This window comes from Streptomyces sp. NPDC032472 (assembly GCF_040636955.1).
Taxonomy (GTDB): Bacteria; Actinomycetota; Actinomycetes; order Streptomycetales; family Streptomycetaceae; genus Streptomyces.
The window spans coordinates 1-14,863 of the sequence record NZ_JBEZVK010000007.1 but is presented as its reverse complement, the minus strand read 5'-3'; the positions used below and the strand labels follow the sequence as shown (position 1 = coordinate 14,863).

Here is a 14,863-nt window from a genome sequence, read left to right as displayed (position 1 = left end):
CATCAGCCGTGCAGTCCGCACTCGGTCTTGGCCCGGCCCGCCCAGCGGCCGGCCCGCGCGTCCTCGCCCTCCGCCACGCGGCGGGTGCAGGGGGCGCAGCCGACCGAGGCGTAGCCGTCCATCAGCAGGGGGTTGGTGAGCACGCCGTGCGCCAGCACGTACGCGTCCACGTCGTCCTGCGTCCAGCGGGCGATCGGCGAGACCTTGACCTTCCGCCGCTTCTCGTCCCAGCCGACGACCGGGGTGTTCGCCCGGGTGGGGGACTCGTCGCGGCGCAGACCCGTCGCCCACGCCTCGTACGCGGTCAGGCCCTCTTCGAGGGGCTTGACCTTGCGCAGGGCGCAGCACAGGTCGGGGTCGCGGTCGTGCAGCTTCGGGCCGTACTCGGCGTCCTGCTCGGCGACCGTCTGGCGCGGGGTGAGGGTGATGACGTTGACGTCCATCACCGCGTCGACCGCGTCGCGGGTGCCGATGGTCTCCTCGAAGTGGTAGCCCGTGTCGAGGAAGACCACGTCCACGCCGGGGTGGACCCGGGAGGCGAGGTGCGCGACGACGGCGTCCTCCATGGAGGAGGTGACGCAGAACTTCGCGCCGAACGTGTCGGCCGCCCAGCGCAGGATCTCCAGCGCGTCGGCGTCCTCGAGGTCGCGGCCCGCCTGCTCGGCCAGCGCCTTCAGGTCGCGCGCCGCGGTATCGTCCGCGGGTGACTCCTGGGTCGCCGTCATGTCTCTTCCGTCCCGGTGCGGTCCGTCGCCGTGGTGTTCGTGCCGGTGGTGTCCGTGTCCGTGCCCGTGCCGTTCGCCGCCCGCAGGCCGCGGGCCAGCAGGCCCAGGTACTTCAGCTGGAAGGCCCGGTTGCACGACCTGCACTCCCAGGCGCCGTGGCCCTGTTCCCCGGGGAACAGGTCCTCGTCGCCGCAGTACGGGCAGTGGAACGGGGCTGCGCGCTCGCTCACGACAGGCTCTCGTCGCTCGCCCGCGCCACCCAGGCCGCGAAGCGCTCGCCGTCCTCGCGCTCCTGCTCGAAGCGCGTGACGACCCGCTCGACGTAGTCCGGGAGCCCGGCCGAGGTGACCTTCAGTCCGCGGACCTTGCGGCCGAAGCCGGCCTCCAGGCCGAGCGCGCCGCCCAGGTGGACCTGGTAGCCCTCGACCTGGTTGCCGTCCTCGTCCAGGACCAGCTGGCCCTTGAGACCGATGTCCGCCACCTGGATACGGGCGCAGGCGTTCGGGCAGCCGTTGATGTTGATGGTGAGCGGCTCGGCGAAGTCCGGCAGGCGGCGCTCCAGCTCGTCGATCAGCGAGGCGCCGCGCGCCTTGGTCTCGACGATGGCCAGCTTGCAGAACTCGATGCCGGTGCAGGCCATCGTGCCGCGGCGGAACGGGGACGGCTTGACCCGCAGGTCCAGCGCCTCCAGGGCCGCCACGACCGAGTCGACCTGCGCCTCCTCGATGTCGAGCACGATCATCTTCTGCTCTGCGGTGGTGCGCAGGCGCCCGGAGCCGTGGCTCTCGGCGATGTCCGCGATCTTGGTCAGGGTGGCGCCGTCGACGCGGCCGACGCGCGGCGCGAAGCCGACGTAGAAACGGCCGTCCTTCTGCCGGTGGACGCCCACGTGGTCGCGCCACTGGCCGCTCGGCTCCTCGGGCGCGGGGCCGTCGGTGAGCTTGCGTCCCAGGTACTCGTCCTCCAGGACCCGGCGGAACTTCTCCGCGCCCCAGTCGGCGACGAGGAACTTCAGCCGGGCGCGGGTGCGCAGGCGGCGGTAGCCGTAGTCGCGGAAGATCGAGATGACGCCCTCGTAGACGTCCGGGACCTCTTCGAGGGAGACCCAGGTGCCCAGGCGGACGCCCAGCTTGGGGTTGGTGGACAGGCCGCCGCCGACCCAGACGTCGAAGCCGGGCCCGCGCTCGGGGTGGTTCACGCCGACGAAGGCGACGTCGTTGATCTCGTGCGCCACGTCGAGCAGCGGCGAGCCGGAGACCGCGGACTTGAACTTGCGGGGCAGGTTGGAGAATTCCTTGTTGCCGACGATGCGGCGCTGGATCTCCTCGATGGCGGGTGTGCCGTCGACGATCTCGTCCTCGGCGATGCCGGCGACGGGCGAGCCGAGGATGACGCGGGGCGTGTCACCGCAGGCCTCGGTGGTCGACAGGCCGACGGCCTCCAGACGGCGCCAGATCTCCGGGACGTCCTCGATGCGGATCCAGTGGTACTGCACGTTCTGGCGGTCGGTGAGGTCGGCGGTGCCGCGGGCGAACTCCTCGGAGATCTCGCCGATCACGCGGAGCTGCTCGGTCGTCAGCCGGCCGCCGTCGATGCGGACGCGCAGCATGAAGTACTTGTCGTCCAGCTCCTCCGGCTCCAGGATCGCGGTCTTGCCGCCGTCGATCCCGGGCTTGCGCTGGGTGTACAGACCCCACCAGCGCATGCGGCCGCGCAGGTCGTTGGGGTCGATGGAGTCGAACCCGGTCTTGGAGTAGATCGTCTCAATGCGTGTCCGCACATTGAGACCGTCGTCGTCCTTCTTGAACTGCTCGTTGCCGTTGAGGGGGGTGTGGTGTCCAACGGCCCACTGGCCCTCACCGCGGTGACGGCCGGTCTTGCGGCGCGTTGCGGCGGGTGTTCCGGGGGTGGCGGCCATGGCGGTACGTCCTTCTTCGGCGGCTCAAGGCAAGGGCAGGGGGAGGCGGCGGCGTGACCCCTGTGACTTCGCTGACGCTGAGCAGATGCGGCTGAGCGCCGCCTGTTTCCGGTTGTGCCGGTGGTCAGGGCGGTGCTCGGCCTTCAGGGGACTGGCAGGGTGCGGCGCATCCGCGACGACGCTGTGCGGTGCGCTGTGCGGCGGTGGCTGGTTCCGTCAGCTCGCCGGACAGATGGCGCTGGACATGCGGCCGAGGTCGACGTGCCGCCGACTCACCAAGGCTGTTCCAGCTCCATTCATGGCCGAAGCGTGTCATGGCTCGATTGGAGGAGTCCACTACTGTCCATGATGTGGACCAGATCGTCCCGAATCATGGGACGCGTGATCTAGGTTACGCGGCCGCAGCACGGACCTCCGACCCGGCGGCGAAGGAGCGCGGCCGGGTCGGACGTCGGGCGGGGCGCCCGGTCAGGCGCCGGGCCAGGGGCCCGGGGTGGGGGTGTCCTGCTTTTCTTCGGTCTCCGTCTTGAACACCTTGAAGCCGCGGCGCAGGTAGTTGTCCATCGCCGTCGGGCCGTCCTGACTGCAGGTGTGCAGCCACACCCGGCGCGTCGGCTCGCGCTCCGCCCAGCGCTCCGCCAGGGACCAGGCCGCGGCCACGCCGACCGTGAGCAGGTGGCCGCCGATGCGGCGACCGCGGAAGTCCGGCAGCAGCCCGAAGTACATGATCTCGACCACGCCGTCGTCCTGCGGGTCCAGCTCCACGTATCCGGCCGGCGTGCCGCGGTCGTACGCCACCCACGTCTCCACCCCCGGCCGGGCCAGGTACTCCACCCACTGCTCGCGGCTCAGCGACAGCCGGTCCGTCCAGTGGATGTCCCCGCCCACCGAGGCGTACAGGAAGCGGCTGAACTCCGGCGAGGGGACTTCCGCCCGCCGGACAGTGATCTCGGATCCCGGAACGGCCGCCGGGACCAGGTCCTGCGGCGAGGTCATCTCCAGGGACCACGTGGTGAGGGTGATGAGGCTCATGCAGGTCAGGGAATCACGCCCGGCCCCGAACGGCCCAGGCGGGCCCTGATCACCGCCGGCGCCGCCGAGTGCGGCAGCAGCCCCGCCGGGTCCGCGGGCCGGATCAGCTCCACCTCCACGTCGTCCGCGAACCGGTACGGGCGGTGCGCCAGCACCCCGGCGAGGTTGCGCCGCACCCGCGACAGCTCCGCCCGCACCGTCACCGTCCGCGTCGGGTCCCCGAACAGCTCCCCGGCCAGCTCCGCCGCCGACCGCCCCCGGGGGCTCTCCGCCAGCAGGAACAGCAGCTCCGCATGGCGCGGGCTCAGCTCCTGCGACCAGCTCCCGGCCGCCCCGTACACCGTCGCCGTCCACGAGCGCGGCCGGCTCAGGTCCAGCACCACCCGGCTCGCCGCCGCGGCGCTCGCCGGCGCCTCCGCGACGCGCAGCAGCCAGCCGCCGGGCAGCGGCTCCACCACGCACGCCCCGAGCTGCGGCACCCACACCCGGCCCGGCCCGAACCCCTTCGGCAGCGGGATCCGCTCCGCCGGGGCCAGCCCGGTCACCGCCGCCGTCCAGCCGTGCGGGTCCACGGCCAGGGCCCGCCCGGGCAGCCGGGCCAGCAGCGGCGCGGCCACCGCCCGCAGCCGCTCCAGCGACTCCAGGTGCCGCACCCGCAGCTCCCGCTCCGCGAGCCGGGCCACCGAGCTCACCCAGGCCAGCGTCGCCGGGTGCATGGTGGCCAGCGGCCCGCTGACGTCCACCACGCCCAGCAGCCGCCCGTCGCGCGGGTCGTGCAGCGGCGCCCCCGCGCACGTCCACTCGTGGTGGCTGGAGACGAAGTGCTCCGCCGAGAACACCTGCACCGGCCGCCGGGCCACCAGCGCCGTGCCCACGCCGTTGGTGCCGACCACCGCCTCGTCCCAGTCCGCGCCCACCCCGAAGCCCAGCCGGTCCGCCGCCCGCAGGATCGGGGCCGCGCCCTCCCGCCACAGCAGCCGCCCCTCCGCGTCGGCGACGACCATGATGTGCAGCGCCGTGTCCAGCGTCGGCAGCAGCCCCTCGCGCAGCACCGGAAGGATCTCCCGCAGCGGCGACTCCTGGCGCCGCTCCTCGGTCTCCGCGGCCGACAGCATCCGCGAACGGGCGTCCCGGTCCGGGTGCACCCCGCCGGCCAGCATCCGCCGCCAGGACTCGGCGATCTCCGGGCGCGGCAGCACCGGCAGCCGGTCCCCGGCCAGCGCGGCCGCGCGCACCCCCTTGAGCAGCCGCGCGGCCTCCCGCGCGTCCATGGCCGACAGGCGCGCCACGTCGACCATGCTGCCTGCGGTGTCGGCCACCGGAACCTCCCCGTACGGAACAGGCGGAACAGGACGTACGACGGAACCGGCCCGGCGGGCGCACGGCGGGCCCCCGGCAGGCACGCCGGGCGTCCGTCCCGGCAGGCACGCCGGTGTGCCGCTGTCCCTGGCGCACCCCGCGGACGGTTCCGACCCAGAGGGTTGCAACGGTACGCAACTCTCGCCAAGTCACGGCCGCCCGACCGAAACTGTCCGGACGCCGCCGAGCGGCGTGACAGCTCCTCCTCGGGGCTTTCTCGGGCAGGGGTGGTGCCGAGTCGGCGCGGCGCCACCCCTGACCCGGTCGACGGGTCCGGATCCCGGCTCGGAGCGGTTTGGGGACCACCCCTAGCCCGCGATCCGTGCCCGTTCCACCAGTGCCGCCAGGTCCAGGGTGTGCGGCAGGGTGCCGAAGGCCGCTCCGCGGTCGCCGCCCAGGCGCGCGGCGCAGAACGCGTCCGCCACCTCCGGCGGGGCCCAGCGCACCAGCAGGGACGCCTGAAGCAGCAGCGCCATGCGCTCCGCCACCCGCCGGGCCCGGGCCTCGATCCCGGACAGGTCGGCCAGCTCGGTCAGCAGGCCCCTGATCGCGGCGTCCAGCCGGTGGTCGGCGCCCCGCGCCCGCCCGATCTCCTGCAGGAAGGCGCCCAGCGCCTGCGGCTCGCGCTGCAGCGCGCGCAGCACGTCCAGGGCCTGGACGTTGCCGGAGCCCTCCCAGATCGAGTTCAGCGGGGACTCGCGCAGCAGGCGCGGCATCCCGGACTCCTCGACGTAGCCGTTGCCGCCCAGGCACTCCAGGGCCTCTGCCACCATCGGCGTACAGCGTTTGGCCACCCAGTACTTCGCGACGGGCACCGCGAGGCGCAGGAAGGCCTGCTCCTCGTCCGTCCCGGCGTCGTACGCGGCGGCCAGGCGCAGGGCGAGGGTGGTGGCCGCCTCCGACTCCAGGGCGAGGTCGGCCAGGACGTTGCGCATCAGCGGCTGGTCGATGAGCAGTGCTCCGAAAGCGGAGCGGTGCTCCGCGTGGTGCAGGGCCTGGGTCAGCGCCTGCCGCATCAGCGCAGCCGAGCCGAGCACGCAGTCCACCCGGGTCGCGGCCACCATCCCCATGATCGTGCGGAGTCCGCGGCCCTCCTCCCCGACCCGCAGCGCCCACGTCCCGTCGAACTCCACCTCGGCCGAGGCGTTCGACCGGTTGCCCAGCTTGTCCTTCAGCCTCTGGATCGCGAACACGTTGCGCGTGCCGTCCTCCAGCACCCGCGGCACCAGGAAGCAGGTCGGGTCCTCCCGCCCGCCGCCCTCCGTCTGCGCCAGCACCAGGAAGGCGTCCGACATCGGCGCCGAGCAGAACCACTTGTGCCCCGTCAGCTCGTACGCCCCGCCCGAGCCCCCGGTCCCGGCCCCGGCCGAGCCGCCCGCCCGCCCAGCGGCCGCGCGACCGTCGTGTTCGCCCGTACGTCGCTGCCGCCCTGCTTCTCCGTCATCGCCATGCCGAACAGCACCCCCGCCTTCCGCGCCGCCGGCTCCGGCCCCCGGACGTACACGTGCGAGGTCAGCCGCGGCTCCCACACGGCGGCCAGCCCCGGATCCGCCCGCAGCGCCGGCACGGCCGCGTGCGTCATCGACACCGGGCAGCCGTGGCCCGCCTCGACCTGCGACCACACGAAGAACCCGGCCGCCCGCCGCAGGTGCCCCGCCGGCCGCCCCCAGGCGTCGGTCAGCCCGGCCGAGACCGCGCGCCCCAGCAGCCGGTGCCACGCCGGGTGGAACTCCACCTCGTCGATCCGGTTCCCGTACCGGTCGTGCGTCCGCAGCCGCGGCGGGTTCGCGTCGGCCTGCGCGGCCCACTCCTGCGCCTGCGCCGAGCCCGCGGCCCGCCCGAGCCCGGCGAGCTCCTCGCGTACCTCGCCGAGCAGTTCGGGCGCGAGGGCGCCCAGGTGGCGCTCCACGCCCTCGGTGAGCGCCCGGTCGCCGCTGTAGACGTCGTGGCCCACCAGGGGCGGAGGCTGATTGGTGACGGTGTGGGTGGTGGCTGCCATGCCGATACCGTAAGGACGTGCAGCCAGCAGAAGAAACACCCGAGCGGGTCCACGGGCACGGGGCCGGGCACGGACCCGCCCACGGGCCCGGCCACGGGCACCCGAGCCCCGGGCACGGGCACGGACTCGCGCGCCACGAGCACAGGCGCCACGGACGCCTCCACCGCGCCCGCGCCCTCTACCGCAACGTCTCCAAGCGCAAAATGGGCTGGCTGCTGCTGAAGGACACCGTGAACTCGTGCATCGAGTACCGGATCCTGGGCCTCGCCGCCGAGGCCGCGTTCTTCACCCTGCTGTCGCTGCCGCCGCTCTTCCTCGGCCTGCTCGGCCTCCTCGGCTACGTCGACGGCTGGACCGGCGGGACCTTCGTCGCCTCCATCGAGGAGAACATCCTGCGGGCCGTCGGCACCGTCCTGTCCGACCGCGGCGTCAACGAGATCGCCCGGCCCATGCTGGACGACGTGACCCGCGGCGGCCGCCCCGACCTGGTCTCCCTCGGCTTCGCCTTCGCCCTCTGGTCCGGCTCCCGCGCCGTCAACGTCTTCATCGACACCATCACCGTCATGTACGGCCTCGACGGCCAGCGCGGCATCGTCAAGACCCGGCTGCTGGCCTTCCTGCTCTACGTGGTCGCCCTGGTGATCGGCGCGATCGTGCTGCCGCTGATGGTGGCCGGGCCCGACGCCGTCGTGCAGTGGCTGCCGTGGAGCACGGAGGTGATCGCCGTGCTGTACTGGCCGACGGTCACCCTGCTGTCCATCGTCTTCCTCACCACCCTCTACCACGTGTCGGTGCCCGTGCGCTCGCCCTGGATCGAGGACGTCCCCGGTGCGCTGGTGGCACTCGCCATGTGGGTGCTCGGCTCGTTCCTGCTGCGGATCTACCTCACCAGCACCGTCGAGGGCCCCACCATCTACGGCTCCCTCGCCGCGCCGGTCGCGGTGCTGCTGTGGATCGGCGTCTCCGCCTTCGCGGTCCTCGTCGGCGCGGCCGTCAACGCCGCCATCGACCGGGTCTGGCCGTCCGTGGCCACCGCCGCCGCCCGCGAGGCCAACGAGCGGGCCCGCGAGGCCGAGGCCGCCCAGCTCGTCGCCCGCGCCGCCGCCTGGCGCGCGCTCGCCGAGGGCGAGTCCGAGGACGACGAGGACGGCGACGCGGGCATGCCGTCGGAGTTCCCGGAGCGCTGGTCGAACTTCCTGCCGCCCGACGACTACACGGCCCGACTGCGCAAACACTGATGTCGTGAAGGCTTGAGGGACTGATGCCCTGATGTACGAGGAGCGGCCGTCCCCGCTGGTCCCCGGGGCGGTCCTGTGGCGCGCCGACGCCCCCGGCACGGTGGTGCTGCCCGACGGCTGCATGGACCTGCTGTGGATCGACGGCCGGCTGCTCGTCGCCGGCCCCGACACCGGCCCGCACCCCGCCGGGGAGGTGCCCGGCACCGGCTTCGCCGGGATCCGCTTCGCCCCCGGAGCCGCGCCCGCGCTGCTCGGCGTACCGGCCCGCGAACTGCTCGACCGGCGGGTGGAGCTGGCCGCGTTGTGGCCGGGCGCGCAGGTGCGCCGCCTCGCCGAGCAGGTCGGGGCGTACGGGGACCCACGCACCGGCCTGGAGCGGCTGGCCCGCGCCCGAACCGCCGAGACCGGGCCCGCGGACCCGCTCGCGGCCCGGGTGGCGGCCGGGCTGCGCGCCGGGCACTCCGTGGCGGCCGTCGCCGCGGACGTCGGGCTCGGGGCCCGCCAGCTGCACCGGCGCTCGCTCGACGCGTTCGGCTACGGGCCCCGGATGCTGGGCCGGGTGCTGCGCCTGCAGCGCGCCCTGGCCCTGGCCCGGCAGGGGCTGGCGGCGGCCGAGGTCGCCCACCGGGCCGGGTACGCGGACCAGGCCCACTACACCCGTGAGGTCCGGGCCCTGGCCGGCACCACGCCGGGCGCCTACGCGGCGGGCTCCGCGGGCTCGGTCGGGGCGAACAGGGACACGCCGCAGCCGTCCGGGTCGAGGACGACCGCGTAGCGCTGCCCCCAGAAGGCGTCCCAGGGCTCCAGGTGGCCCTCGTACCCGGCCTGCGTCAACTCCGCGTACAGCGCGTCCACCTCGGCGGAGGAGTCGCACAGGAAGGCGAGCTCCTGCCGGCCGCCCCCGGCCGGCCCGGACCACGACGGGTCGAAGGAGCGGACCACCGCCTCCGTGTCCCAGGCGATCCGCAGCCCGCCCGGCAGGGCGGCCTCCACGTGCGGCTGCCCGTCCGCGTCGGCCGGGACGTCCAGGCCGAGGCGGCGGTAGAAGGCGAGCGAGGCGGCCATGTCGGAGACGACCAGGCCGATCATGTCGAGTCGAGGAGTCATGCGGCCAGGCTAGGAAGCCGCCCCCGCACAGGTCTTGAACGAATCGGACACGGCGGCGCCGGCGGAAAAAGGATTGGCGCGGCCCCGGAGGGGTTGTTAACGTGATCTCCGTGCCCGCCGGACGGAACCGGGCGGAGCCGTCGGACCGTTGTACGACCAGGAGGTGAGTTCATTGATGACTGTCGCTGCGCAGGGTGCTGCCCGCATCCAGAAGACCATCAATGTCACTTCCGTGGTCTCCGGCTGACCTCACACCACTTCACTTCGCGCGCCACCGCGCGCCCACTGCCGGGGCCACCCTCCGAAGGGTTCCCCTTGTCTCTCTCGTCTTCTGCTTCTGCGTCGTCTTCTGCTTCGTTCCAGCTCACCGACCTGGGCTGGGACGCGGCCTGGGAGGCCGAGTTCGCGCCGTACGCCGAACAGGGCCTGCTGCCCGGCCGCGTGGTCCGCGTGGACCGCGGGCAGTGCGACGTCATGACCGCGGACGGCATCGTCCGCGCCGACACCGCCTTCGTCACCCCCCACGACCCGCTGCGCGTCATCTGCACCGGTGACTGGGCGGCCGTGGAGGCGACCGGCAACCCGCGCTACGTGAAGGCGTACCTGCCGCGCCGCACCGCCTTCGTGCGCTCCACCTCCTCGCAGCGCTCCGAGGGGCAGATCCTCGCCGCCAACGTCGACCACGCCATCATCGCGGTCTCGCTGGCCGTCGAGCTGGACCTCGGCCGCATCGAACGCTTCCTGGCGCTCGCCTGGGAGTCGGGGGCGCAGCCGCTGGTCGTCCTGACCAAGGCCGACCTCGTACCGGACCCGGTGTCGCTGTCGTACCTGGTCCAGGACGTGGAGGCCGCGGCGCCGGGCGTCCAGGTCCTCACCGTGTCCTCCCTCACCGGGGAGGGCACCGACATCCTCGCCGCGGTCGTCGCCGACGGAACGAGCGTGCTGCTCGGCATCTCGGGCGCGGGCAAGTCCACGCTGGCGAACGCGCTGCTCGGCGCGGACGTCATGGACGTACAGGCCACGCGCGAGGTGGACGGCAAGGGCCGCCACACCACGACCACGCGCAACCTGCTCGCCCTGCCGGGCGGCGGCGTCCTCATCGACACCCCCGGACTGCGCGGCGTCGGCCTCTGGGACGCCGAGAGCGGGGTCGGGCAGGTCTTCTCCGAGATCGAGGAGTACGCCGCCGAGTGCCGGTTCCACGACTGCGCCCATGAGGCGGAGCCGGGGTGTGCGGTGCTGTACGCGGTCGAGTCCGGGGCGCTGGCGCAGCGCCGCCTGGACAGCTACCGCAAGCTGCTCCGGGAGAACCAGCGGATCGTGGCCAAGACGGATGCCCGGCTGCGGGCCGAGATCCGGCGGGACTGGCGGCTGAAGTCGGCGGTGGGGCGCGCGAACTATGCGGCCAAGCGGGGCACCCGGTCCTGACGGGCTGCGCCCGCCGCCCTTGCCCCTGAGGGGGCGGGGGCGGCACACCCGGCCCCGCCGGCGTCTGAGGCGGGGGTCCGGGGGCCGACCCCCGGGGCGCGCCCCGCAGGCGAAGGGCGGGGCTGGGTATGCCGCTGCGCGGAGCCGGTCCCCTACCCGCCCTTCCCCCGTTCCCCGAGGCTCCGCCCCGGCCCCTGGCGCCTCAAACGCCGGCGAGGCTGGAGGGCCCGGGTTGCGCCCGAGCCCCGCGCCTCAAGCGCCGGCGGGCTGGGTGTGCGGGGCACTCGTCCGCCTGCGGACCGTGTCCCGGGGGCCAGCCCCCGGACCCCCGCGCCTCAAACGCCGGCGAGGCCGGGTGGCCGCCGGGGCTGCGCCCGGACCCCCGCGCCTCAGGCGCGGGCGGGGCTGGAGGGCACGGGGGCTGGCCCCCGGGACACCGTCCGCAGGCGCCGGCGGGGCTGGGTGTGCGAGGGAGGCGGCCGCCTGCGGACCGTGCCCGCGTAAGCGGTGCGGCTTGGGGTCCGGGCGGAGCCCGGGGAACGGTGGAAGGGTGGGTAGGGGACCAGCCCCGCGCAGCGGCACACCCCCGCAGGCAACGGCCGGACCCGAGCCACGGCCCCCGGCCCCGCCCCGCAGGCCGGCGGACGGAGTCCGGCGCAGCGGCGCGATGCCGGTGAGGCGCCCCAGGCGCCGAGCCGCGCGAGCGGCGCGTGGAAAGGGGTCAGGCGGCCGTGAACAGCAGGGCGGCGTTGTGGCCGCCGAAGCCGAACGCGTTGGCCAGCGCCGCAGGCACCGGCATGTGCCGCGCCTCACCCGCAACCACGTCCAGCCCGATCTCGGGATCCAGGACCTCCAGGTTGCGGACCGCCGGAACCACCCCCTCGTACACGGCCCGCACCGCGGCAATGGCCCCGACCGCCCCCGCCGCCCCGAACATGTGCCCCGTCATCGACTTGGTCGCCGTCACCGCCACGTGCGTGCCCACCGCCTCCGCGATCGACCGCGCCTCCACCAGGTCACCCGGCGGCGTCGACGTCGCGTGTGCGTGAACGAGCGCGACGTCGGCGGGGCCGAGCCCGGCCGCGGCCAGCGCCGCCCGTACCGCCCGGACCTGACCCGGCGCGTGCGCGGCCGTGATGTGGTGGGCGTCCGAGGTCACCCCGGCCCCCGCCAGCTGCGCGTACACCCGGGCCCCGCGCGCCGCCGCGAACTCCGCCCGCTCCAGGACGACCAGCCCGGCGCCCTCGCCGATGACGAACCCGTCGCGGCCGGCGTCGAAGGGCCGCGAGGCCCCCGCCGGGTCGTCGTTGCGCGTCGAGTGGGCCTTGGCCTGCGCGAACCCGGCCAGCGGCAGCGGGGCCACGCAGGCCTCCGCACCGCCGGCCACCACCACGTCGGCCCGGCCGAGCCGGATCAGGTCCAGGGCGAGGGCCAGGGCCTCACCGCCGGAGGCGCAGGCGCTGACCGGGGTGTGCGCGCCGCCGCGCGCGCCGAGCTCGATGGACACCCAGGCCGACGGCCCGTTCGCCATCAGCATCGGCACGGTGTGCGGGGAGACCTTGCGCACCCCCGAGGCCTCCAGGACGTCGTCCTGCGCGAGCAGGGTCAGCGCCCCGCCGGTCCCGGTCCCGATCACCACGGCGAGCCGTTCCGGCTCCACCTCCGGCCGCCCCGCATCGGCCCACGCCTCGCGGGCCGCGACCAGCGCGAGCTGCTCGCACCGGTCCATGCGGCGCGCCTGCACCCGGTCCAGCACCTCGGCCGGTTCCTGCCGCACCCGCCCGGCGATGCGCACGGGCAGTGCAGCGGCCCATTCCTCCTCCAGCGCGCGGATCCCGTTCTCGCCGCGCAGCATCGCCTGCCAGGTCGTCGCCGCATCGCCGCCGAGCGGGGTGGTGGCCCCGAGGCCGGTGACGCAAACGCCGGTCATACCCGTACCCATGACAGATCCCCCTTGTGGTCATTCCACAGTCGTTCGGACTGCTTGCGCTTCCACTGTGCCAAGGGAAATCAGGCGACATGAGCAAGGTGATCAATGGATTCATGATCACGAATTTGTATGCTTCGGCCATAGCGGCGGAAGGGAGAGCGGGGGAGCGGGGGCGCGTCGGCGAGCGTCAGTCCGCCAGGACCGTGCCCACCCAGGCCGCGACCACCATCAGGCAGGCCAGCAGCTCCACCAGCACGCTCGTCCCCACCGCCCGCATCACGGCCCGTACCGAGGCCCACGCCTCCCCGTGCGTGCCCAGCCGGAGCCGCTCGCACAGGTAGATGCCGCCCACGAACCCCGGAACCGCCCCCACCACCGGGACCACCACGAAGCCGAGGAGCGCGCCCGTGCCCGCGTACGCCGCCATCCGGCGGGTGACGCCCACCCCGCGCAGCCGCCGCGGCGGCAACTGCCACTTGACCACCTGGACCACCAGCAGCAGGGCCGTCGCCGACACCAGCAGCGACCACGCCGGCGCGGTCCGCTCGTGCAGCGCCCACCACAGCACGCCCGCCCAGACCAGCCAGGTCCCCGGAACCCCCGGGACCAGCACCCCGAGTACCCCGAGCAGCAGGACCAGCCCCACCAGGAACAGCTGAGGCAGATCCATGCGCTCAGCGTGCCCGACCCGCTGCTACCGGGCCACCCAGCCCCGTTCGTACGCGTGCCAGCCCAACTGGAGGCGCGTCGTCACCCCGGCCAGCTCCATCAGGCCCTTCACCCGCCGCTGCACCGTGCGCAGCCCGAGCTCCAGGTGCTTGGCGACGCTGGCGTCCGTCATCCCGGCCAGCAGCAGCGTCAGGATCTCCAGGTCCGTGGCGTCCGGCACCCCGTCCGACTCCTCCGGCGCCCCGGTGGCCCCCAGCCGCAGCGGCATCGCCTCCCGCCACACCGCCTCGAACAGCCCGACGAGCGACTCCAGCAGCCCCGAGGCGTGGACGACGAGGGCCGCCGGCTCCGTGCCGCGGGCCGTGAGCGGGACCATCGCCAGGGTCCGGTCCGCGATCACCAGGCTGGTCGGGACCCGGTGCGTCACCCGTACCTGCTCGCCGCGCGCCAGCGCCGTCGACGCCTCGCGGATGCCGGTCGGCAGGCCCAGGATGTCCCGCTCGATCACCACCCGGTACGCGACGCCCCGTACGGCGGCCTGCTCCTCGGCCGGCTCGTTCTCCATCCCGGACACCACCAGCGGCCGGGCGCTGGCCAGCGCGCACACCTCGTGGGCCGCGCCGAGCTGGATCTGGTGGAAGCGGTGCGCGACGGCGCTCGCGCCCGTCACCACCTCGACCAGGTCGTGCACCGCCGACTCGGCGGCCTCGCCGCGGTACTCCCGGGCCAGGAGCTCCGCCGCCTGCTCGGCCTGCTCCAGCTCGATCCGCTGCTGGGTCAGCAGCGCACCCAGCGCCACCCCGGGCGGGGCCGCGACCCAGCGGCCCGGGCGGGCCGAGGACTGCGCCGCCAGGCCGTGCCGCTCCAGGTGCCGCAGGGCGCGCTCGGTCTGCGGCACGGGGAGGGCCAGGCGGTGCGCGAGATCCGGCACCTCCGCCGCCCCGAGCGCGACCAGCGCGCGGTACGCCGACTCCTGGCCCTCGTCCAGGCCTATCGCGTTCAGCAACCCGTCCACCCCCACCTCTCGCCACGGCGTGCCCGCAGGCGGGAACGGCCGGCCGCGGCGCAAACCCGCCGGGCCCATATCACCGCACCTCCCGCCCCTCTGCCAAGGCGAGGCCCCCGCAGCACCAACCTCCCCCGGTGGGACGGCACTTAAGCGGGGGCTTGCCGTGCAATACAACGGCTTGACCGGAATGCGCGCCCCACGGCCGATGCGCCCGATTTCCCGCCCGAACCGACCACGACCCTACGGCCCGACGCCGATGGCCCGCGCCGCGTGCAGCTACCAGCGTCTCGCCCCGCCGCCGATGGCGGGGTCCGGCCAATCCTGCCTCGCCGGCGTTGGAGGCGCGGGTCCGGGCGGAGCCCGGTACCTGGCGGAGCCGGGTTCCTTGGGGGGGGGCCCCCCCCCCCCCCCCCCGCCCCCCCCCCGGGGGGGGGGGGGGGGGGCGCCGC

At 74.5% G+C, this 14,863-nt stretch carries 13 protein-coding genes and 1 pseudogene; 3 read left to right on the top strand and 11 right to left on the bottom strand.

The features are described 5' to 3' along the window. Nucleotides 1-2 precede the first annotated feature (2 nt). From AB0F11_RS06150 to AB0F11_RS06120, 7 genes and pseudogenes are all read right to left on the bottom strand, one after another. Complete coding sequence (locus AB0F11_RS06150; protein ID WP_362168941.1) at nucleotides 3-725, bottom strand: phosphoadenylyl-sulfate reductase; 723 nt, start codon at nucleotides 723-725, stop codon at nucleotides 3-5. Then, complete coding sequence (locus AB0F11_RS06145) at nucleotides 722-955, bottom strand: hypothetical protein (protein WP_362169226.1); 234 nt, start codon at nucleotides 953-955, stop codon at nucleotides 722-724. The genes AB0F11_RS06150 and AB0F11_RS06145 overlap by 4 nt, the downstream gene beginning before the upstream one ends. Next, complete coding sequence (locus AB0F11_RS06140; RefSeq protein WP_362168939.1) at nucleotides 952-2,643, bottom strand: nitrite/sulfite reductase; 1,692 nt, start codon at nucleotides 2,641-2,643, stop codon at nucleotides 952-954. Before AB0F11_RS06140 ends, AB0F11_RS06145 begins: the two co-directional genes overlap by 4 nt. A gap of 216 nt (nucleotides 2,644-2,859) precedes the next feature. Then, nucleotides 2,860-2,943, bottom strand: coding sequence for a putative leader peptide (locus tag AB0F11_RS06135; protein WP_312845914.1), 84 nt, complete (start codon nucleotides 2,941-2,943; stop codon nucleotides 2,860-2,862). A gap of 168 nt (nucleotides 2,944-3,111) precedes the next feature. Further along, nucleotides 3,112-3,675, bottom strand: coding sequence for a GNAT family N-acetyltransferase (locus AB0F11_RS06130; RefSeq protein WP_362168937.1), 564 nt, complete (start codon nucleotides 3,673-3,675; stop codon nucleotides 3,112-3,114). A gap of 5 nt (nucleotides 3,676-3,680) precedes the next feature. Next, nucleotides 3,681-4,973 (bottom strand): GAF domain-containing protein, encoded by a 1,293-nt coding sequence (locus AB0F11_RS06125; protein ID WP_362169203.1) that lies wholly within the window; start codon nucleotides 4,971-4,973, stop codon nucleotides 3,681-3,683. Between the two features lie 369 nt (nucleotides 4,974-5,342). Beyond that, nucleotides 5,343-7,033, bottom strand: a pseudogene (locus AB0F11_RS06120) (acyl-CoA dehydrogenase family protein). 17 nt (nucleotides 7,034-7,050) lie between these two features. On the opposite strand from AB0F11_RS06120, the gene AB0F11_RS06115 reads away from it, so the two are divergent. Beyond that, nucleotides 7,051-8,271 (top strand): YihY/virulence factor BrkB family protein, encoded by a 1,221-nt coding sequence (locus AB0F11_RS06115; protein ID WP_362168935.1) that lies wholly within the window; start codon nucleotides 7,051-7,053, stop codon nucleotides 8,269-8,271. Nucleotides 8,272-8,302: 31 nt separating this feature from the next. Beyond that, nucleotides 8,303-9,046 (top strand): helix-turn-helix transcriptional regulator, encoded by a 744-nt coding sequence (locus tag AB0F11_RS06110; RefSeq protein ID WP_362168933.1) that lies wholly within the window; start codon nucleotides 8,303-8,305, stop codon nucleotides 9,044-9,046. Here the strand turns inward: AB0F11_RS06110 and AB0F11_RS06105 are convergent. Next, entirely contained in the window at nucleotides 8,968-9,378 is a 411-nt protein-coding gene (locus AB0F11_RS06105; RefSeq protein ID WP_362168931.1) for a VOC family protein, read from the bottom strand. The genes AB0F11_RS06110 and AB0F11_RS06105 overlap by 79 nt on opposite strands. Before the next feature lie 315 nt (nucleotides 9,379-9,693). Here AB0F11_RS06105 and rsgA point away from each other — a divergent pair, with 315 nt between their 5' ends. Beyond that, complete coding sequence (gene rsgA, locus AB0F11_RS06100) at nucleotides 9,694-10,806, top strand: ribosome small subunit-dependent GTPase A (protein WP_362168929.1); 1,113 nt, start codon at nucleotides 9,694-9,696, stop codon at nucleotides 10,804-10,806. 721 nt (nucleotides 10,807-11,527) lie between these two features. Here rsgA and AB0F11_RS06095 read toward each other — a convergent pair. From AB0F11_RS06095 to AB0F11_RS06085, 3 genes are all read right to left on the bottom strand, one after another. Beyond that, a complete protein-coding gene (locus AB0F11_RS06095; protein ID WP_362168927.1) occupies nucleotides 11,528-12,748 on the bottom strand; it encodes a beta-ketoacyl-ACP synthase II in 1,221 nt (406 codons plus the stop codon). 175 nt (nucleotides 12,749-12,923) lie between these two features. Further along, nucleotides 12,924-13,406 carry a DUF456 domain-containing protein gene (locus AB0F11_RS06090; RefSeq protein ID WP_362168925.1) on the bottom strand — a complete coding sequence of 161 codons (483 nt, stop codon included), beginning with the start codon at nucleotides 13,404-13,406 and terminating at the stop codon, nucleotides 12,924-12,926. Nucleotides 13,407-13,430: 24 nt separating this feature from the next. Beyond that, complete coding sequence (locus AB0F11_RS06085; RefSeq protein ID WP_362168924.1) at nucleotides 13,431-14,411, bottom strand: helix-turn-helix domain-containing protein; 981 nt, start codon at nucleotides 14,409-14,411, stop codon at nucleotides 13,431-13,433. Nucleotides 14,412-14,863 lie beyond the last annotated feature (452 nt).

Excerpts from the sequence above, each read along its gene's own strand:
- AB0F11_RS06125 (WP_362169203.1), bottom strand. The coding sequence starts at position 4,973 with ATGGTCGACGTGGCGCGCCTGTCGGCCATGGACGCGCGGGAGGCCGCG.
- AB0F11_RS06150 (WP_362168941.1), bottom strand. The coding sequence starts at position 725 with ATGACGGCGACCCAGGAGTCACCCGCGGACGATACCGCGGCGCGCGAC.
- AB0F11_RS06130 (WP_362168937.1), bottom strand. The coding sequence starts at position 3,675 with ATGAGCCTCATCACCCTCACCACGTGGTCCCTGGAGATGACCTCGCCG.
- AB0F11_RS06090 (WP_362168925.1), bottom strand. The coding sequence starts at position 13,406 with ATGGATCTGCCTCAGCTGTTCCTGGTGGGGCTGGTCCTGCTGCTCGGG.
- AB0F11_RS06110 (WP_362168933.1), top strand. The coding sequence starts at position 8,303 with ATGTACGAGGAGCGGCCGTCCCCGCTGGTCCCCGGGGCGGTCCTGTGG.
- AB0F11_RS06135 (WP_312845914.1), bottom strand. The coding sequence starts at position 2,943 with ATGAATGGAGCTGGAACAGCCTTGGTGAGTCGGCGGCACGTCGACCTC.
- AB0F11_RS06140 (WP_362168939.1), bottom strand. The coding sequence starts at position 2,643 with ATGGCCGCCACCCCCGGAACACCCGCCGCAACGCGCCGCAAGACCGGC.
- AB0F11_RS06095 (WP_362168927.1), bottom strand. The coding sequence starts at position 12,748 with ATGGGTACGGGTATGACCGGCGTTTGCGTCACCGGCCTCGGGGCCACC.
- AB0F11_RS06105 (WP_362168931.1), bottom strand. The coding sequence starts at position 9,378 with ATGACTCCTCGACTCGACATGATCGGCCTGGTCGTCTCCGACATGGCC.